Origin of the sequence: Xaviernesmea oryzae, from assembly GCF_900109605.1 — a bacterium.
GTDB classification, from domain to species: domain Bacteria; phylum Pseudomonadota; class Alphaproteobacteria; order Rhizobiales; family Rhizobiaceae; genus Xaviernesmea; species Xaviernesmea oryzae.
This window is the reverse complement of record NZ_FOAM01000016.1, coordinates 104,092-124,131: the sequence shown is the minus strand read 5'-3', so window position 1 is coordinate 124,131 and position 20,040 is coordinate 104,092. Positions and strand designations below refer to the sequence as shown.

Annotated in this window: 14 protein-coding genes; 3 read left to right on the top strand and 11 right to left on the bottom strand. The window is 63.9% G+C overall.

Annotation, left to right across the window (positions count from 1 at the left end; genetic code table 11):
* Window positions 1-188 precede the first annotated feature (188 nt).
* Entirely contained in the window at window positions 189-1,022 is an 834-nt protein-coding gene (locus tag BMX61_RS18760; RefSeq protein ID WP_075625689.1) for a manganese catalase family protein, read from the bottom strand.
* 163 nt (window positions 1,023-1,185) lie between these two features.
* Between BMX61_RS18760 and BMX61_RS18755 the strand changes: the two genes are divergently transcribed.
* Window positions 1,186-2,283 (top strand): glycosyltransferase family 4 protein, encoded by a 1,098-nt coding sequence (locus BMX61_RS18755; RefSeq protein ID WP_075625688.1) that lies wholly within the window; start codon window positions 1,186-1,188, stop codon window positions 2,281-2,283.
* A gap of 290 nt (window positions 2,284-2,573) precedes the next feature.
* Window positions 2,574-3,332: a polysaccharide deacetylase family protein gene (locus BMX61_RS18750; protein ID WP_075625687.1), complete on the top strand. Its 759-nt coding sequence runs from the start codon at window positions 2,574-2,576 to the stop codon at window positions 3,330-3,332.
* Between the two features lie 144 nt (window positions 3,333-3,476).
* Here BMX61_RS18750 and BMX61_RS18745 read toward each other — a convergent pair whose 3' ends face one another.
* Window positions 3,477-4,307 carry an MBL fold metallo-hydrolase gene (locus BMX61_RS18745; protein WP_075625686.1) on the bottom strand — a complete coding sequence of 277 codons (831 nt, stop codon included), beginning with the start codon at window positions 4,305-4,307 and terminating at the stop codon, window positions 3,477-3,479.
* A gap of 275 nt (window positions 4,308-4,582) precedes the next feature.
* On the opposite strand from BMX61_RS18745, the gene BMX61_RS18740 reads away from it, so the two are divergent.
* A complete protein-coding gene (locus tag BMX61_RS18740; RefSeq protein ID WP_075625685.1) occupies window positions 4,583-6,289 on the top strand; it encodes a metallophosphoesterase family protein in 1,707 nt (568 codons plus the stop codon).
* A 16-nt stretch (window positions 6,290-6,305) separates the two neighbouring features.
* Here the strand turns inward: BMX61_RS18740 and BMX61_RS18735 are convergent, their stop codons facing one another.
* The 9 genes from BMX61_RS18735 to BMX61_RS18695 form a co-directional block, all read right to left on the bottom strand.
* Window positions 6,306-6,767 carry a cyclic nucleotide-binding domain-containing protein gene (locus tag BMX61_RS18735; RefSeq protein WP_075625684.1) on the bottom strand — a complete coding sequence of 154 codons (462 nt, stop codon included), beginning with the start codon at window positions 6,765-6,767 and terminating at the stop codon, window positions 6,306-6,308.
* Window positions 6,768-6,999: 232 nt separating this feature from the next.
* Entirely contained in the window at window positions 7,000-9,843 is a 2,844-nt protein-coding gene (locus BMX61_RS25110; RefSeq protein WP_234794739.1) for an ABC transporter transmembrane domain-containing protein, read from the bottom strand.
* Between the two features lie 400 nt (window positions 9,844-10,243).
* Entirely contained in the window at window positions 10,244-11,452 is a 1,209-nt protein-coding gene (locus tag BMX61_RS18725) for a glycosyltransferase family protein (protein ID WP_075625683.1), read from the bottom strand.
* Window positions 11,449-12,693 (bottom strand): glycosyltransferase, encoded by a 1,245-nt coding sequence (locus tag BMX61_RS18720; RefSeq protein ID WP_075625682.1) that lies wholly within the window; start codon window positions 12,691-12,693, stop codon window positions 11,449-11,451. The genes BMX61_RS18725 and BMX61_RS18720 overlap by 4 nt, the downstream gene beginning before the upstream one ends.
* Window positions 12,694-12,700: 7 nt before the next feature.
* On the bottom strand, window positions 12,701-13,912 hold the full coding sequence (locus BMX61_RS18715) for a glycosyltransferase family protein (protein WP_075625681.1): 1,212 nt from the start codon (window positions 13,910-13,912) through the stop codon (window positions 12,701-12,703).
* Window positions 13,913-14,010: 98 nt separating this feature from the next.
* A complete protein-coding gene (locus tag BMX61_RS18710; RefSeq protein WP_075625680.1) occupies window positions 14,011-15,186 on the bottom strand; it encodes an ABC transporter permease in 1,176 nt (391 codons plus the stop codon).
* Window positions 15,183-16,181: an ABC transporter permease gene (locus BMX61_RS18705; RefSeq protein WP_075625679.1), complete on the bottom strand. Its 999-nt coding sequence runs from the start codon at window positions 16,179-16,181 to the stop codon at window positions 15,183-15,185. Before BMX61_RS18705 ends, BMX61_RS18710 begins: the two co-directional genes overlap by 4 nt.
* A 3-nt stretch (window positions 16,182-16,184) precedes the next feature.
* Window positions 16,185-18,110, bottom strand: a complete 1,926-nt coding sequence (locus BMX61_RS18700) for an ABC transporter substrate-binding protein (protein WP_075625678.1) — start codon at window positions 18,108-18,110, stop codon at window positions 16,185-16,187.
* The gene (locus BMX61_RS18695; protein WP_075625677.1) at window positions 18,107-20,026 is read right to left on the bottom strand and encodes an ABC transporter ATP-binding protein; all 1,920 of its coding nucleotides are present in this window, start codon (window positions 20,024-20,026) and stop codon (window positions 18,107-18,109) included. Before BMX61_RS18695 ends, BMX61_RS18700 begins: the two co-directional genes overlap by 4 nt.
* Window positions 20,027-20,040: the final 14 nt, after the last annotated feature.

Sequence of the window (20,040 nt, the reverse complement as noted above, 5' to 3'; positions counted from 1 at the left end):
GCAGCTCTGTGCTTTGGGCAGAACAGGCATGCGCCTTTGGCAAAGCCTGTTGATGCTCTGCGCCTAGGTGCCCTGACCTGCGGCAGGCATCCGTGCTTGCCGGGCGAAAAGGCCAGCGCCCGGCAAGACGTGACGTTTCAAGTGCTGCGTCGATCCGGTGGGAACGATGCGGCACCTTAGCGTGTGTTTCAGAGCGGCTGGATCTGCTCGTTCTGCGCGCCGCTCATCGGCTTTGCCGGGCCGAGCATCGGCTTCTCGCCGAGCGGCGACATCGGCGCAGCGGTGAATTCGCCCTTGCCATCGACGGAAGGTCCCTGCGACCAGCGGCCGGCGACGGGCGCGCTGCCATCGGCCTGGAAGCCGAGGAAGGCATAGCTGAACTCGGTCTTTTCCATCTCCTGCGGGAAGGAATTGGGAATGGGGAAGACCTGCTTGGCTCCGCCGAGTTCCTCCAGCGCTGCCAGCCACTGGTTCTGATGCATGCTGTCGCGGGCGATCAGGAAGGACAGCATCTCCTTCATGCCGGGATCGTTCGTCATATTGTAGAGGCGGACGGCCAGCACGCGACCGGTGGATTCGGCTGCGACATTGGCGGTCATGTCGGCGGCAATATTGCCGCTGGCATAGATGTGCGACATGTCGAAGGGCACGCCGTCGGAATCGACCGGCATGGCCGAAAGGCCTGACGACAGGATATTCTTGAGATTGAGCCCGCCAAGTACGGCGCCGCCGATCGGATCGGCTGCGACCTCTTCCTTGACCGACACCGGGGCGCCTTCGAGGTTCAACGCCACCGCGGTGGCCAGCATCTCGATATGGCCGAGTTCTTCGGCGGCCGTGTTCATCAGGAGATCGCGGAACTTCGGATTGCCGCGTGCGCCACAGGCCTGGAAGAAATATTGCATGGCGACGCGGATCTCGCCCTCGACGCCGCCTATCGCCTGCTGGAGTGCGCGCGCGAATTGCGGATCCGGCGTTTCGACCCGAACCGGAAACTGAAGGCGTCCATCCGTATAGAACATGAGATTCTCCTTGATGATCTTTGGTTTCCTTGGCGGGCCTCCAACAAGGCGATGGTGCGACAGTTCCCCTGCGCCGGGCGCTTTCTCGGCGGGTCGGGGATTTTCGCTTAGGGCAGCGGCGGCTGCTTGGCCTTTTGCTCCGGTCTGCGCTAGATCACCTGCCATGCAGATCGCCTTCTATGCGCCGTTGAAATCGCCCGATCATCCCGTTCCCTCCGGAGACCGGCTGATGGGGCGGCTGTTGATCGCCGCCCTCTCGGCGCGCGGGCATGGCGTCACCGTCGCCTCGACCCTGCGCGCCTTTGCCCGTACACCCGAGGTATTGCGCGAGGGCCAGAGCGCTGCCGAAGACGAGATTGCGCGGCTCATCCGCCTCTATGAGCAACAGGGCACACCGGATCTCTGGTTCACCTATCATCCCTATTACAAGGCGCCCGACCGCATCGGCCCCGCGATCGCCAGTCGCTTCGCCATTCCCTATGTGACCGCCGAAGCCTCTTATTCGGCCCGGCGCGACCGGGATGAATGGCGCGGCGCGCAGGCGCAGGTGCGCGATAGCATCGCCCAGGCTGCGCTCAATCTCTGCATCACCGAGCGGGACCGGGTCGGCCTTGTCGATCACGTTCCTGGCGCGTGCGTGGCGCGGCTTTTTCCGTTCATCGAGGCGGCCGGCTTCCTCGCCCGTGCTCCCGCGCCCCAGCCCGGCCACATGGTGGCTGTGGCGATGATGCGCGCGGGCGATAAGATGGATAGCTTCCGGTTTCTGGCCGAAGCCCTTGGCCAGCTGCGCCGGGAAGACTGGCGGTTGACGGTCGTCGGCGGCGGCCCTCTGGAGGCGGAGGTGCGCGCGCTCTTTGCCGCTTATGGCAGCCGGGTGACCTTTGCGGGCGAGCAAACGCCGGAGCGGGTGGCCGAGATCCTGTCGTCGGCCGCGCTTTATGCCTGGCCCGGCTGCGGCGAGGCCTATGGGCTGGCCTATCTCGAAGCGGCGGCCGTCGGCGCTCCCGCTGTCGCCCAGGCGATTGCCGGCGTGCCGGAGGTGGTGATCCCGCAACGCACCGGTCTTCTGACGCCGGCAGGGAGCATCGATGCCTATGCGCAGGCGCTCGACCGGCTTCTGGGCGACGACGTCTTGCGGATGCGTCTTGGCGCGGGGGCGCGCGCCTTCGTCACCGACGAGCGCCAGCTCCATCATGCGGCCGAGCGGCTGGACCGGCTTCTTCTTCCGCTGGTCGCCCCTTCCTGTTCGCGGACTTCATAGGGCAGGAGCGGCGGGGACGAATTGCCGGGCGGTTTTGTGCTGTCTGTCGCATCTGTGGCAAGCCTTTCTGTACTGCGACGGCTTGCGCCGTTCGACGACATTTGACAGGCTCTTCGTTAAGGCAAACGAGATAGAACCCGTCTGATTGTTTCGCCCTGCATGCGCCCTGGATCGGCAGCGATGTCGATAAACCGCATGCAGCACATCCCAAGTGTCGCGACATTCTGCATCCAGCGCGGATCAGATGTTGCGGAGGCGTTTTCTGCCGCCTTGCCCAAGGACCTTTCAGCATGCCGCTTCCCTCTGCTGCCGATCCCTTGCTGCGCGAACTCGACCGCTGGCATGCGCGCCGCGCCGTCGCCCCGCTCTGGCTGCGTGATGACGATGCCGTGGCGGCGACGCCGGCGCTCGAACGGATGGTGGATCTGACCGTTCGTTATGCCGTGCCGCTGACGCTCGCCGTCATTCCCGCCCATGAGGAGGAGAGCCTGCGCAATCTGGTTGCAGGCGAAGCACACGTGGCCGTCGCGGTTCACGGCTGGGATCATGCCAACCACGCGTCCGATGGGGTGAAGAAGCAGGAACTGGGCCCTGAGCGTCCAGCGGGGCTGGTTCTTGACAGCCTCGGGGCCGGGCTTGAACGGCTGCGTGCGCATTACGGCGCACGGGCGCTGCCTGTGCTGGTGCCGCCCTGGAACCGCATCGATGCGGCGCTGCTGCCCTCCCTTGCCGCGCTCGGTTTCCAGGCGCTGTCTGTCTATGGCGATGAGACGGCCGGGCCGATGCCGCTGATCAACACGCATGTCGACCTGATCGACTGGCATGGCACACGCGGTGGACGGCCGCAGGAGGTGCTCTTTTCCGACATCGCGATGCGGCTGGCGCGCATGGCTGAGAAGGGCGGCAGCATGGGCCTGCTCACGCATCATCTGGTGCATGATACGGCGGCCTGGTCTTTTCTGGAAACGCTGTTCGCCGTCACCTCGGCGCATCCGGCATGCCGCTGGCAGACGCTGGCAGATTTTTTGCCACCAAGGGCATCCGCATAGGGCATCGGACCGAAAAGTGGTAACCGGTTTTCGGAAAAATCCGTTGCAGAAACAAAATCATAGCATCGTACTGCGTACGACTTCAGCCCGATTCTATCGGGACGGCCACAGGCCTGCAGTCATAGGCCTGCGGCCAGCGGCCCGTTAGAGATCGAGGATCTGTCCGTCGCGGGCGACGAAGGCGCCGTCGAAGGTTGCCTGTGCCTGTTGATGGATGGCATCGAGCTCGCGATCGGTACGCAGCGGCGCATGGTGGATCAGCGCGACGCGTGCAGCGCCCGCCGCCTGCGCCAGCCGCACCGCCTGCTGCCAGGAGGAATGGCCATAGCCGCGATAACGCGGCATCTCCGCATCGGTATAGCTCGCATCGTAGATGAACAGATCGGCCTTCTCGATCAGCGCCAGCACGGTCGGGTCAAGCGTGCCGGGTTCATGCTCCGTGTCGGTGATCATGGCCACCGCCCGTCCGCCGCATTCCACGCGATAGCCGACCGCGCCGCCCGGATGATTGAGCGCGCCGGTGCGGATCGTGATCCCGTCCGCCGGAGCGAGTGGCTCGCCGGCTCTGAAATCCCGGGTGCGCAACGCCGCGCAGCAGATATCCGGCTCGACGGGAAACCAGGGCGGGCGCATGAATTCGCCGATCATGCGATGGGTGCTCATCCGCCCGGCAAGGTGGCCGGACCAGAAGGTGACCGAAGCGTTTCGGTCGAAAATCGGCGGAAAGAAGGGGAGGCCGATGATGTGATCGTAATGGCTGTGGGTGAAGAAGAGGTCGAAGCGCGACAGTCCCTCGGCCTTCAGTGCCACGCCGGCCGGCATCAGGCCGGAGCCGGCATCGAAGATCAGACATCGGTCGCCGCAGCGCATCTCGATGCAGATCGTGTTGCCGCCATAGGCCTGGAATTCGGCGCCCGACACCGGCAGGCTGCCGCGAACGCCCCAGAACCTAACTCTGAACCCGCTATCCGTCACTCTGTGCACGCAACTGCCGTGATGCCAGGCTGGAAGGGCGTCCAAACTGGTCTCGCCCGCCTGTCCGCTCTGTTTCGCATCATCAGCTGTTTCCCTTGATTGCCGTTCCCTCTCGTCTCTCTTAGAAGATCCCGATGAAGATTTTTCCTCTGGAACAGCCTTGTTTTGGCACATGCTAGCCAAAAGCAGGGCATGAGGCGAGACGTGCCGTCGCATTTTCTTCAGGCCTGTGCGAAACATCTGACCCATTATGAGGTCATGCACAGGCAGGTTGGATGTCGCCGGCGCTTCCCTTTCGCTTCGCCGTTCTGTCGGACGCTCACGTCCACGATATCGAGGCCGACCATGGTTTGGCGGATGCGCCAGAGGGTTTGCACGTGCGGCTCCTGGCCGACACGATGCGGTCGACGCGGACTTTCAACGAGAGCAAGGCCGCGCTTGAGCATGCGCTCGAGGATGTGGCCGCGCGCGGCATCCGCCATGTGGTGATCACAGGCGATTACAGCGATGACGGGCAGGAGCCTGCCCGGCGCGCGGCTCGGGCCGTTTTTCAGGATGCCTCGGAACGGCTCGGCCTGCGCATTTTCCTCACCGTCGGCAATCATGACGTCTTCGCTGATGAGGGGCGCCATCGCTCCAAGCGCTTCCTGACTGCTTCCGGGGGTTATGGCCTGGTGACCAGCGATCCCGAGCGGCGGGACCCGCAGGCGCGGTCGGTGACGCTATCGCCAGCCATGCGCTGCCTCGGCAGCCCGCAGGGACTTACCGAACTCGGTGCGTTCGGCTTTTTTTCCGCCGAGCATGCTGCTGGCTGGCAGACCCCCTTCGGCACAAATCCCGCTCCCGAGGCCCGGCGCTACGAAGTCACGTCTGCCTGCGGCGGCCGACGCGCGTGGCTGATGGATGCATCCTATCTGGTGGAGCCGGTGCCCGGCATTCGCTTTTTGATGATCGACGCCAATGTCTTCGTGCCATTGGCGCCGGGCGAGCGGCGCGCCGACATGCACTATACCGACAGCACCAATGCCGGATGGGCGGAGCTTCTGATCCACAAGCCGTTTCTCCTGCCTTGGATGACGGAAATTGCCGAGGCGGCGCTGCGTGACGGCGCCCAGCTTTTCGCCTTCTCGCATTATCCTGTCGTCGATCCTTTGGATGGCACTGCCGAGGATGAGCGCGTGCTGCTTGGCGAGACGGAGATGGTCAAGCGCGTGCCGCCCGACACGGTGGCGGCGGCACTGATCCAGGCGGGCATCGACCTGCATTTCAGCGGCCATCTTCATGTCAACGACACGGCACAGGCGCGCGTCTCGGGCCGCGTTCTCACCAATATCGCGGTACCGGCGCTGTGCGGCTTTCCGCCTGCCTACAAGATCGTGACGGTGCAGGCATGTGCCGTGTCGGTCGAGACCATCCGCCTTGATGCACTTGCGCTGGACCCAAGGCTGATGCGGCTCTATGCCAGGGAGGCTGCCGAAGACGGGCTCGATCCCGGTGCTCTTCTGGAGGCGCGGGATTATGGCGAGTTTCTTAGTGCCCATATCGGCAGGATCGCCACGCGCCGTTATCTCAAGCGCGACTGGGCGCCCGCCATGGCCGCGGCGATCAGGCGCTTGAAGCTCGCAGACCTCGCCTGGCTTGCCGAAACGAGCGAGCCTCAGGCAATTGCGGTGGTGATGCCGGGTGACCCGGACAAGCAGGCTCTCGTCAGCCCCGCGCTTGCCGACCTGCCGGCAACGGAGCTTTTAGGCGATTGGTATCGTCTGCGCATGGGCGGCGATCTCGGCGTCGACAGAATCGGGCCGGACAGAATGTCGGTCTATCATGCGCTGGCCCAGGCGTTTGCGGCGGGCGACTGGCCCGAAGGCTCCGCCCAGGCCGAATTTCGTCGCTTCTTCCGCATGATGTCCGCCTATGCGGAAGGGCTGCCCTCTGCCGATTTCACCATTGACCGGGAAACGGGGGCGATTTCCGTCGACTGAATTCGAGAGATCCAGCCTATTCCAGCTGCCGCACCCGGCTGCGGGCTTCGGTGAGTTCCGAGGTGGTGTGGCTGAGCCTGTCGGCCAGCACGCGCATGATCTGGATGGTGATCTCGGGAAAATCGCTGAGCAGTTTGAGGAAGTGATCCTTGCGGATGCGCAGGGCTTCCACGCCTGTCGTTGCCTTCACCGTTGCCGTTCGCGAGACATCGCAGAGAATGGCAATCTCGCCGACGATGGAATTGCGCTCGACTTCCGCGACCTTGATCGGGCCTGTCGGCGATTCCACGAGAATGTCCGCCGTGCCGTCGAGCACGACATAGGCTGCATCGCCGATATCGCCCTGGTGAAACAGCGTGTCGCCGACGCCATAGCTCACCCGGTCCGAGGTGAAGGCGAGCAGCTTCAGCTTTCCCGGCTCGACACCTGAGAAAAGCGGCACGCGCCGCAGCATCTGAACCTCGTCCTTGAGAAGCATGGCACTCCGTTCCTCACATCTGGCGCGCGATCCTGCCTCCCGCAGGTTCTCGCCCTGATTACCCTCTCATGCATCGCCGCGCCTAAGACCGCGCCTTGTCATGGCCTTCAAGCCTTCCACGCGCAAGAGGCTCGATCTTAGAGCATCTTGCTCAGCCCTGGGAACCGCTTTTGTGACGCGGCCATGGGCTCGGACGAAATATTTATGCGCAGACCCGGCCCGGGGCAGCGCTTTATGACGCGACGAGCTGTTTGAACACCCCATTCTTGCGCGCAAGATCCTCATGATGGCCATCCTCCACCAGAAGGCCGCGATCGAAGACCAGCACCCGTTCGAACAGCGTGGCGAGCGACGTGTTCGACAGAACCCAGACGATGGCCTGATGTTCGCCGCTGCCGCGCACCAGCTTCATCACATCGCGCAGGATTTCATCCTGCAGCCGATGGTCGAGACCGGGCAGCGGGCGGTTGAAGATGTAGAAGTCCGACCGCCGGATCATGGCGCGGGCAAGGTTGAGCTTCTGGCGCTGGACGATGGTGAGCCGCTTGCCCCCCGCACCGACATTGAAGTCCAGCCCGATGTCGAGCACCTGTTCGAGCAGGCCCATGGTGTTGAGCAGCGAGGAGACGATGGAGCGGATGCGCTTCTGCCCGTCGGCATGTTTGTTGGAAATGCGCCCGAAGAGAACATTGTCCATCAGCGTGGCGGAGGCGAGATAGCGCTCCGGGTCGTAGCGCTCGATCTCCTCGCGCATGTCCTCCGGCATGTTCTCGTGGAAGGCCTGACGGACCTCGATGATCTTGTCCATCAGCTCGCGCGTCAGAAGACCGAAGCGGTGGCGGGGCTCGATATATTGGAAGCTCAGCCGGATCATCTGGCCACGCTCGGTCTCGTTGGCCCGTTCGAAGCCGTTGCCGCCGCGCAGCTTCTGCATCAGGCCTTGGTAGAGCGGAATATCGTCCGCGCTCATGAAGGTGAGCTGCTGGAAGAAGGGGTGATCGGGCGGCAGGTCGGAAAAGAGTTCGACGGCGTTTTCGGCGATCTGGTAGCCCATATCGAAGAGAATGCGGTCGAGCCCCGACTGGTCGATCACCGAGCGGAAATAGGTGTTCTTGGCAAGGGCCTGCGGCATCATGCGCGGCCCGACCGCCGTGCCGAACAGCAGGTTTTCGCCGACGGTCGCCTCGATATTGTAGGCACCGGGCTCGAAGGGCACGACAAGACCGTTGAGACCGGCTTCCTCCAGCTCGCCTGTCAGCGCGCTGCGCATTTCGACGATGCGTTCGGCGAGTTCAGGCCGCGTTTGCGGATCGATGGTGGTGCGCAGCGCCAGGTCGAGAATGTCCTTGGAGAGCTGCACGGCATCGAGCACGGTCAGGATCGAGGCGAACAGATCCTCCGGGCGGCTGGCGCCGGCGGCGCTGTAGTCGATCCAGTCGCTGTTGATGTCGTGATGGGGATTGCCGGCGAGCTTGGCTTCGTTGATCTCCCATTTGCGATGGAGCATCAGGCTGCCTTCATAGCTCGCCTCTGTCAGGGGTGCATGCTTGAGACCGTAGAGCAGGTTGTCGCGCAGCGAGCCGTAGAAGAAGAAGCTGTCGGAGGAGGCATAGGTCAGCCGCCGGCCGACGACCGATTCCGGCAATTCGAGAATGTCCTTGCCGCCCAGCGTCACGCGGCCGCTTTCCGGCCAGATCAGCCGTGCGAATGCCTCGGCCAGCGCATCGCCGCCGCCGGCCGCCGCACCGATGATCGCCACCGTCTCGCCGGGATCGATCTGCACCGAGACTCGCTCGACCAGCCGCGCGCCGCTGTCGTCGGACAAAGTGAGGTTGACGGCGGCCAGCGGGCCGACGCTTTCGCGCATGGCCTCGGCCTCCTCCTCAGGGCTGGCAGAGACCTTGACCTCCGCCGGGCTGGCCTGATGGACACCGGCCGTCGTCGCTGCCGCAACACCCGCCAGCCCTGCCGCCGCCATGCCGGCTGCCGCCACCGGCGCGGGCAGAGCCTGCAGGCTTGGATCGATCATGTTTTCCGCTTCGAATTGCTCGACGACCTGGACAAACTTGACCTGCACGTCCTGGCGGGTCTGGTCCCAGTCGATCAACTCCTTCAGCGGACCCGGAAGGTCCTTATAGGCGCTGATGACGGCCACGAGCTGGCCGATATCGAGATCGCCCTTCAGCGCGAGATAGCCGCCGATGCAATAGAACAGGAAGGGTGTGAGCTGCGCCAGGAAGTTGTTGATGAACTTCACCATAAACTTCCACTGGTACAGGTCGTAGCGGATCTTGAAGATCCGGCCGAGCCTGTGGGCAATGTCGGCGCGCTCGTAGTTGGACGTGTCATAGGCATGGATCGTGCCGATGCCCTCGACGATTTCGCCGACGCGGCCGGCGAGTTCGCGCGCCGTTATCTGCCGCTCGCGGCCGAGAACCAGAAGCCGGCGGCGCATGCGCGGAATGATCACGGCCTGGATCCCGACCATGAAGGCGGCGATGGCGCCGAGCCAGACATTCTGCAGAACGATGAAGGCGAGAGCGGTCAGCGCCTGCCCGCCAAGCATGACCGGCTGGACGAAGGCATCTCCGGTGAAGCCGCCCAGCGGTTCCACCTCGTCCTTGACCATGCTGGAGACTTCGGAGCCCTTCATCCGCTTGAACTGGCTCGGGGGAAAGCGAAGGATGCGGTCGATCAGCTGGTATCGGATGCGCCGGAGCAGCCGTTCGCCGAGCCTGCCCTTAAAGGTGTTGATATAGAGCTTGAAGAGACCGTTGACGACCACCAGGAACAGGAACACGAGGCTCAGCGCATAGAGCATTTCCATGCGCGTGAGGTCGATGCCGTCGAACAGCCGGACGCTGCCATAGCCGGGGATGGGCAACGAGATCGCGCCGAACATCTGCCGCGCGCCGGGCTCGCCGAAGCCATTGCCCTGGATCGGTCCGTTGACGATGCGCTTGGGCAGGTCGAAGGACAGGAAATAGGGAACCATCGAGACCAGCACGACGATCAGGATATAGATCTGCTGCCGGCGCGTATGGTTCCAGATATATCGGGTAAGGCTTTTTTCCATGGGCACCAGGCAGAGAGCATTATGGTCGGCATCGGCTGCACAACGGGCCGCAACCGCGAGACATCAGACGCAGGAAGATGGAGCAGCCATGCCTTTCCAGGAAGGGCTCGCAGTGCCATCGATGCCGGGAGTGTCCGCCGGAGTTGCGCAACGCCACCTCCCTCGGCGCCGCATGCCCGATCACTTCAGCCAAGACTACACCAGCCAGCCGGCGAAAGCTATGTGGCTGAAGCCGCTTCGGCAGCCTCAGGCTGTTCTCCGTCTTCCCGATTCCCGCTCAACCTTTGTACGCTTGACCTGACGCACGCGCCGCGAAAAACGCGACGATCTCCCGCAATCGCGGCGCGCGCAAAGCCGATCCCACACGCGGCAGAATAGCGCTGGATGCCGTCCTGCTGGCTCAGTGTCCCGCGCGCTGCGCGAGGCGCTCACTCAGAAGCGTGGCCGTGTTACGCGCTCCGTCGAGATCGAGTTCCGGCGCGGCATGAGGCGCCATCGTCAAGGCGTCCTGGATCATGACGCTCAGCACCTGCGGCGAGAGGTTCTCCTGCTTCAGCACGCGCGCCAGGCCCAGCCGCTCCAGCCGCGCGGCGCGTTCGCCCTGCTCGGTCTCGCCACCCGTGGTGAAGGGAATGAGCACGGCGCGGCAGCCAGCGCGCAGAATGTCGCCGGCGGTGTTATAGCCGGCCTGCGAGACGGACAGCGCGGCGCTCGCCAACAGGCTGCCGAAATCGCGGCGGAAGCGGAAGACATTGACATCGGCGGGCGCCTGCGCGCTGACACGGTCGAAATCGGCCTGGGGCAGGTTGGGACCGGTGATGATGGCCCAGGGTCCCTTGCGCGGCGTGATATGCGACGCCTTCAGGGCCGCTTCGATCACGTCGCGGCCGACGGCGCCGCCACCGGCGGAAACGACGACCTCATAGCGTTCCTCGGATGGCGTCGGCTTGGGTGGCGCGACCAGGCCGGTATAGCGCACTTTGTCGGCCACTTCGGCGGCGAAGGGAAAGGTTTCCTCCAGCCGGGCAAAGCTCGGATCGCCATGGACGAGGATCTCGTCATAGAAGCGCTCGGTGAAGTCCACCGTCTCGCGGTCGCGCGCAGGCTTCGGGCGCTCCTGCAGGATGTCGCGAAGCGAAGCGACCACCAGCGGCTTCGGCTTGCGTGCAAGGGCTGCTTCCATCAGCGGCAGAAGCTCGAACAGCATCTGCCGCCGGCCGAAGGGGAAGGCCTCGGTGATCAGCACATCCGGCTGGAGGCGGTCGAAGATGCCAAGCAGCAGATCGCGGCGGTCGGCCTTGAACCGGTCGTCGGCGGGTGTCCCGTCCATCTTGAACAGGCCCTTGAAGCCGACATCGCTCGCCTTGACCGGCGGCAGCGCAATATGGTCCACGCCTGGACCCGGAAAGCCATCGACAGGCGCGCCGCCGGTGACCACGGTGACGGCAAAGCCGGCCTTGGACAAGGCATCGGCCAGACGGCTGGCGCGGGCGATATGACCGATGCCGAGCAGGTGCTGCACATAGAAGAGCACGCGGGCCGGCCCGCTTTGGAAGGAGCGGGGCGTGGCGCGCTGGGCTTCGGTGGCGTGGACGTCTGCTGCGGTCATGGGTGTGTCTGCCATTCGGTTTCGAACAGGGTTTTCAGCTGGCGGATGCTGGCGTGATAGTCGAAGGCCGAGCGCACGCGCGCTTCCGCCGCCAGCCCGAAGTGCGCTCGCCTATGCGGATCGCGGATCGCCCGGATCAGCGCTTCGGCAAAGGCATCCGGATTTTCGGAGGGGGTGAGATAGCCGTTCTGCCCGTCCGTGAGAAGCTCCGGCACGCCCGAAATGTCGGTGGCGACCACGGGCAGGCGTTGGCTTGAGGCTTCGACGATCACATTCGGCAGGCCGTCGCGGTCGCCATCCGGGGTGATGCGGCAGGCCAGCGCGAAGAGATCAGCGCGGCGATAGAGCGCCAGAACCTCCTCCTGTGCCAGCGCGCCATGCCAGGTGATGCGCTCGGACAGGCCGAGGCTTTCGGCCAGCGCCTTCAGCCGCTTGGTTTCGGTGCCACCGCCGACATGCTCGAAGCGCCAGTGGATGTCCGCCGGCAAGGCGGCGAGCGCTTTCAGCAGGATGTCATAGCCCTTTTTCGGCACGGCGCGGCCAACACTGGCGATGATCACCGGGTCGGCAGCATTGCTGCCATCCTTGAGGGTGCGCTGGCCCTGAAACGGACCAAAGCGGTCGAGATCCAGGCCATGATAGCTCAGATGCACGCGCTGCGGCTCGGCTGCCAGGCTCTGCAGATGGTCATGGCCCGTCTTGGTGCAGGTCACCGTCCAGCGGCTCTCGGCAAGCTTGTCGGCAAGCTCCCAGTCGGGCGAGGTCCAGATGTCCTTGGCATGGGCGGAACAGGTGAAGGGCGTGCCCGTCATCAAGGCGGTGTAGCGGGCGACGGCGGCAGGTGTGTGGATGAAATGCGCATGCAGCCAGGCGCCGCCCTCGGGCCATTCAGCCGAAAGCACACAGGCCTGGCCGAAACGGCGCAGGCGATTGCGCGAGACGTCGCGCGGCAGATCCCTCAGAAAGGCTTTCAAGGCGGCCTTGTAGCCGGGTAACCGCCGCGCTTTCCACCAGGCCTTGGCCACGCGGACAGGTTCCTCATGCAGATATTCCGGCAGATAGAGCACCGGCGCGCGGATCTCGTCGTGCACGGGATGCCGGCGCGCATCGGTCGGCCTGCGCATGGAGATCAGCGAAAGCTGCAGCCCGGCCTTTTCCAGTCCGAGCAGTTCCTGGGCGATGAAGGTTTCCGACAGGCGCGGATAGCCCTTCAGTACCACGACAATGAGAGGAGGGTGCATGGCAGGCTCAGCCACCGACCAGGCTCAGCCGCGCGCGGTCGCCGCGCCGGTCGAACACCTCGCCGACCAGACGGGCGATATTGCCGAGCCCGTCGAGGCAGAGATGGCTTGCCGATTTCGATGGCGGCGGCCGGTCGGGCAGAGCTTTCAGCGCCGCCGACAGGCGCAGCGGGTCATGGGCCTCGTCGGGCAGCAGCATGTCGATCAGCCCCAGTTCGGCGGCGCGGCGTGCACGGATCAGCTGCTCCTCGCGCGGCAGCACGCGGGGCACGATCAGGGCCGGCTTGTCGAAGGAGAGGATCTCGCAATAGGTGTTGTATCCGCCCATGGCGACGACGGCGCGCGCGCCGGCGATCAGCTGCTCCATCCGATTGTCGAACTCGATCACCTCGATATAGGGAATCGCCGCAGACCGCTTCAGCAGGTCTGCCCGCTGTTGGGCCGGCATATAGGGACCGAGCACCACCAACGCCCGTTCCGTCAATGTCGGATCGGCCTGATAGGCGTTGAAGACATCGTCGACGAGATCTTCCCCATCGCCGCCGCCGCCCGTCGTCACCAGGATATAGTCACCCTTGGGCTTGTGCTCGGACAGCACCTCGGCCGAGGCGGAGCGTTGAAGGAAGCCGACGAACTCCATGCGCGCCCGCACGGGCGGTGGCACGTCGAGGCCATCGAGCGGGTCGTAGAAATCCGGTGGGCCGTAGACCCAGATCTGGTCGTAGAACTGGCCGATCTTGCGCATCGTGTCGCCGCGTGCCCATTCGGCTTCCAGAAGATGCGGCGCGTCCATCACCTCGCGCAGACCCAGAACCAGCGTGGTGCCCTGGCATTTCAGATAGGACAGCGTGTCCTCCACTTCGCCGCGCAGGCCCATCGGCTCCTTGTCGACGATGAAGATATGCGGCTTAAAGGTCTCGGCCGTGTGGCGGATGATCGAGCGGCGCATCTTCAGCGTGTCGTGCAGGTCGATATGCTGGTCCATCGACGTATATTCGCCGTTGCGCAGCTTGATGACGCTCGGGATCTTCACGAAATCCACGCGGGCGCGATAGTCGAAGGCGCCGGCGATGGTGGCGCCGGAGACGATCAGGATATGGACGCCACGATAATGCTCGACCAAGGAATGGGCGATCGTCCGGCAGCGGCGCAGGTGGCCGAGCCCGAACGTGTCGTGGCTGTACATGAGGATGCGGGCATCTTCGAACCGACGGGTCATGGTTTCTGGGTCCAGACAGAAAGGGCGTTCGCGCGGAGGCCGTTGGCCGGATGCCCTTGTGGAGAGCGTCCTGCCGCAGTCTATGCCGCACTGCAATGTTATTTATAAGGATCGGCTGCGTCGCGTAGGCCATCACCCAGAAAATTGAATGCGAGGATGACGAGGACCACGGGAATCGTTGGGATAAGCAGCCATGGATAAAATGCGATGACACTGACGCTTCGCGCTTCCGTGAGCAGAATGCCCCAGCTCGTGATCGGCGGGCGCAGACCCAGGCCGAGGAAGCTGAGGGCCGTCTCGCCGAGGATCATCGCCGGGATCGACATGGTGGCGCTGGCAATGAGATGGGAGAGGAAGCCCGGCACCAGGTGGCGGCCGATGATGCGGGCGGGCTTGGCGCCCATCAATTGGGCGGCGAGCACATAATCCTCCTCGCGCAGGGCCAAGAGCTTGGAGCGCACGGCGCGTGCCAGGCCTGTCCAGTCCAGAAGGCCGAGAATGCAGGTGATGCCGAGATAGATGACGATCGGGCTCCACGTCACCGGCATGATGGCGGCCAGCGCCATCCACAGGGGAATGCTGGGAATAGATTGCAGCACCTCGATCACCCGCTGGACGATCAGATCGAACAGGCCGCCGTGATAGCCGGCGAGACCGCCAATGACGATGCCGAGCACGAAGGCCATGGTGACGCCGAGCAGGCCGATGGTGAGCGAGATGCGCGCGCCGTAGAACATGCGCGACAGCACGTCGCGCCCCAGCCTGTCTGTGCCGAACAGGAAGAACGTGCCGCCCTCGGCCGGGCAGACAAGATGGCGGTCGGCCTCGAACAGACCCCAGAAGCGATAGCTGTCCCCGCGACAGAAGAAGCGTAGCGGCTCGATCCTGTTGCGATCCTCGGTATAGACACGGCGCAGCGTCGCCATGTCCAGCGTCATCGTCCGGCCATAGACGAAGGGCCCGACAAGGGATCCTTCGTGAAAGAGATGCACGGCTTGCGGCGGCGCATAGATGTTTTCGACATTGCGGGTCTGCAGGTTATAGGGCGCCAGAAACTCCACCACGGCAATCATCGCATAGGCGACGGCGAGGAAGAACAGGGAGGCCAAGGCGATCCGGTGCTTCTTGAACTTCCACCACATCAGACGAAGCTGGGAGGCCTCGTAGATATCGGATTGCTTCTGCGTCATCGCTTCGATCGACATGGGATCGAAGGGCTTGTCGGAGACATAATGGGCAAGCGGCGCGCCGGGTTCGGGCAGCAACATCGTCATTTGCGGCTGCCTCCCTGCAGGCGGATGCGCGGATCGAGAAAGGCCAGCGCGATATCGGAGATCAGCACGCCGATCACGGTAAGGAAGGCGAGGAACATCAGGAAGGACCCCGCCAGATACATGTCCTGGCTTTGCAGCGCCTTGATCAGCATCGGCCCGGTGGTTTCCAGCGAGAGCACGATCGCGGTGATCTCGGCGCCGGAGATGATGGCGGGCAGGATCGAGCCGATATCGGAGATGAAGAAATTGAGCGCCATGCGCAGCGGATATTTCACCAGCGCGCGAAAAGGATGCAGACCCTTGGCGCGGGCGGTGACGACGTATTGACGCTGCAGCTCGTCCAGGAGATTGGCGCGTAGGCGCCGGATCATGCCCGCCGTGCCGGCCGTGCCGATGATGATGACGGGGATCCAGAGGTGCTCCAGGATCGACTTGGCCTTCTCCCAGCTCATCGGCTCGGACAGATATTTCTGATCCATCAGATGGCCGATCGAGGTGCCGAACCAGATATTGGCGAAATACATCAGGATCAGCGCCATCAGAAAGTTGGGAATGGCAAGACCCAGGAGACCCAGGAAGGTCAGCCCATAATCGCCCCAGCTATATTGATGAGTGGCGGAATAGATGCCGATCGGGAAGGCGATCAGCCAGGTGACGAGGATGGTGACGAAGGAGACCATCACCGTCAGCCACAGCCTGTCGCCAACCACCTCGTTGACCGGAAGCTGATATTCGAAGGAATAGCCGAAATCGCCGTGCAGCATGCCGGCGACCCAATGGAAATAGCGGATGACGGGCGGTTGGTCGAAGCCATATTCGGCCTTCAGCGCCTCGATCTCGGCCATGTCGACACCCTCGCCCTGGGCGCGCATTTCCGAGACGTAGCTCTCGAAATAATCGCCGGGCGGCAATTCGATGATGGTGAAGACGAGGGCTGAGATGATGAGAAGGGTGGGGATCATGGCGGCGACGCGCCAGCAGATATATCGAAGCATCGATCAGCTCACACTGTCGCCAAACCAGAAGGTGTCCGTCATGTAGATGCCGAGATAGCAGGTCGGCTCGAAACCATAGAGGCCTTCCTCCGGCACATTGTGCATGCGCGCCGAATGCAGCAGCGGCTGCAGCGTGCCGTTGACGATGCCGATCGAGAAGACCTGGTCGGTGTAGATCGCCAGCATCTGCTGCCAGATCGCCGCGCGCTCCGGCGTCGTCGTCGTCAGCTTCCACTGTTTCAGAAGGTCCACCAGGCGCTGCGCTTCTGGCAGCTCCGGCGCATGGCCGAACTGGCCGAGCGAGAGATGATGCATGCCCCAGACCGGCCATTGCAGCTGCGAGTCCGCGCTGGGCGCCAGCTCGCCGGGGTTCATGTCCGCGGTGGGCACGCCATTGTCGAGGCCAAGCCACATGGCCATGATGATGTCGCCGCCCATGGCGCGATTGCGGAAAACCTCACGCTGGGAGGTCTTGATGAACAGGGGAATGCCGACCTTGGCCCAATGATCGGTGATCAGTTCGAGCACATCCGTGTCCAGCGTGCCTTCGCCGGGCGTTTCCACCACGATGCGCGCCACGCGGCCGTCTGGCAGAAGCCGCATGCCCTCGCCATCCCGTTCCGTCAGGCCCAGCTCGTCCAGAAGCCGGTTGGCGGCGGCCGGATCGAAGGCCGACCAAGCCGCCGAATAGCTGGGCTTGAACAGCGGGCTGTCCGGCAGGATCGTGTCGGCGCTTTCCTTGCCCAGGCCGTAAAAGGCCGCCATGTTGATCTCGTGCCGGTTGATGGCGAGCGACAGTGCCCGACGCATGCGCACATCGCGCAACAGCTTCTGCCAGACCGGATCGCTGCAATTGAGATTGGGCAAAAGCGCCACGCGCGAGCCGAGCGTGCGCTTCCAGAGCTTCACCTTCACGGGATAGCGCGTCTCGGCATCCTTCAGAAAGGCATAGTCGACGAAATCGATGCCGGAGGCCTGCAGGTCGGCCTCGCCGGCGCCAGCCTTGGCGGCGATGATGCCAGGCGAGGAGATGTTCAGCACGAAGCGGTCGATATAGGGCAATTGCCGCCCCGTCTCGTCCACGCGGTGAAAATAGGGGTTGCGGTCGAAGATGTACTGCTCGGCCGGCAGCGCGGTGGTGTTGCGCCAGGGGTCGAGGGTCGGCAGATCCGGGTTTTCCGGCCGGTACTGGCGCGACATCTTGATGTGAAGATCGGCCCATTTCTTGACGCGGGCGGCCTTCATCTTCGCCTTGAGATCGTCTTCGCTCACATATTTCTTGTGGAACTGCTTCATGTAATGGGCGGGCAGAAGCAGGGTGACGGGCGAGGCGGCGGCGATTGCCGGTAAAAAGTCCGGGTTCGGCGCATCCCAGCTATAGCGCACGGTGCGTTCGTCGACCACCTCGAAGCGTGGCGGATTGCCCTCGGCCAGCAGTTCGCGCTGAACGCCGCCCTTGCGCAGATCCTCGTTGAGGATCACGTCCTCCCAGGTATAGCGGAAATCCTCCGAAGTCAGCGGATGGCCATCCGACCAGCGATGGCCCTCGCGCAGCGTGAAGGTGTAGATCCGCGCCTCTTCCACGGTGTAGCGTTCGAGAATATCGGCCTGGAATTCCAGCTTCTGCGTATAGCCGATCAGCCTGGCATAGCCGTTGATCGTCATGAAGCGGATGTCTTTCTGGCTGCCGATGATCATCCGCGCGGTGCCGCCATAAGCGCCGGGCTTGCGGTTCATGGATGCGAGATCGATCACGCGCGGGGTCTTCGGCACGCGCTCGGCCATGGGCGGAAGATCGCCTTTTGCCACGGCGCTGGCCAAGGGTTCCGGCTCTTCACCGAGCCCGGCATTCGCGCGCGCGGCCGGGGCAAGAAACGGCGCCGCCGCTGCGCCGGCCAGGAGGCTGAGGGTGAGGCGGCGCGTGATCATGCGCAAATCTCCGTGGCATCGGCATTCTGCCGGGCCAGCACCCAATGCCCCTCGGCGACCTCGACCTTCTTCAGGGCGCCCTCTTCGCCCTCGCTGGAAAAGGCCTTGGCCCAGCGCTTCTGGCTGGCCGCACCGCCTTTCGACAGAAGCGTGAAGTCCAGCGGGCGGTCGAGATCGGGGAAGGGGACTGCGGCGAGAAGGGCCTTTGTATAGGGATGGACGGGCGCACGCATCAGCCGTTCGCGCGGCGCAAGCTCGACGATCCGGCCGGCACACATCACGGCGATTCGGTCGGCCATATAATCGACCACCGCCAGGTTGTGCGAGATGAAGAGGTAGGTCAGACCCAGCTCGGCCTGAAGATCCTTCAAAAGATTGAGGATCTGCGCCTGAACCGAGACATCGAGCGCGGAGACCGGCTCGTCGCAGATCAGCAGTTCCGGCCCGAGGGCGAGCGCGCGGGCAATGCCGATGCGCTGGCGCTGGCCTCCCGAGAAGCTGTGCGGGTAGCGGTTGAGGTGACGCTTGTCGAGGCCGATGGCCTTGAGCAGCGCCTTGGCGGCCTCCCGGCGGGATTCGGCATTGCCGCGACGGTGGATCTCCAGCGGCTCGGCCAGGATATTCTGTACCGTCATGCGCGGCGAGAGCGATGAAACCGGATCCTGAAATACCATCTGCACGCGCGTGCGCAGCCGGTCGAGTGCGCTCCCGCGCGCGGCCAGCATGTCGATCGGTCCATCTTGGCTGTTGAGCGTCACCGAGCCTGCATCGGGTGTCACCGCGCGCATCAGAATCTTGCTGACCGTAGTCTTGCCGCAGCCGGATTCGCCGACGAGACCCAGACATTCACCCCGGCGAATGTCGAAGCCGACATCGTCGACCGCGCGCATCGCCCTTGTCTCGCCCTTGCCGAACCAGCCGGATTTGCGCGTGGTATAGGTCTTGGTCAGGCCTCGTACGGAGAGAAGAACGTCATCCCTGCCGAGAGGGGACGCCGCCGGCGCCTTGGGCTTGGTCGCCGGCATGGTGCGACCCAGCAGGATATCGGCCTTGACCGGCACCTCGCGCAGCGCCTTCAGGCGCTCGCCCGGCTTCATGTCGAAATGCGGAACGGCCGCCATCAGGCCCTTGAGATAGGGATGGCTCGGCCGGCGAAAGATCGCATCGACCGGGCCGGCCTCCATGATCTCGCCGTGATAGATCACCACCACCTCATCGGCCATATTGGCGACCACGCCGAGATCATGGGTGATGAGCAGCATCGCCATGTCGAACTGCTGCTGCAGGCCGCGCAGCAGATGCAGGATCTGCGCCTGAATGGTGACGTCGAGCGCCGTGGTCGGTTCGTCGGCGATCAGCAGCGACGGGCCGCAGATCAGCGCCATGGCAATCATGGCGCGCTGGCGCATGCCGCCCGACAGCTCGAACGGATACATGTCGATGGCGCGCTTGGGATCGGGAAAGCCGACCAGCGATAGCATATCCTCGGTACGTTCGCGCTGCTCGGCCTTTGTCGCGCCCTTGTGCAGCGCCAGGCTCTCGCCGATCTGATTGCCAATCGTGTGCAGCGGCGACAGCGAGGTCATGGGCTCTTGAAAGATCATGCCCATGCGGTTGCCGCGCAAGGTCCGGATCGTTTCGCCATCTCGCGGCAGCGACAGAAGGTCCACGGGACCGGTGCCTAGTGCGGGATCGTTGAAGAGAATGCGGCCGCCTGCCTTGGCCATATTGGGCAGAATGCCCATGACCGCCTGGCTGATCACCGATTTCCCTGAGCCGGATTCTCCCACCAGGGCCGTGACCTTGCCCGGAAGCACGCGCAGGCTGGCTCCTCTCACGGCGTCCAGTGCGCCGCCGAACATGGCGAAAGACACGGTCAGATCTTCGATGCGCAGGAGATCCGCACCTTGCGTCATGCTGAGGCCTTCCT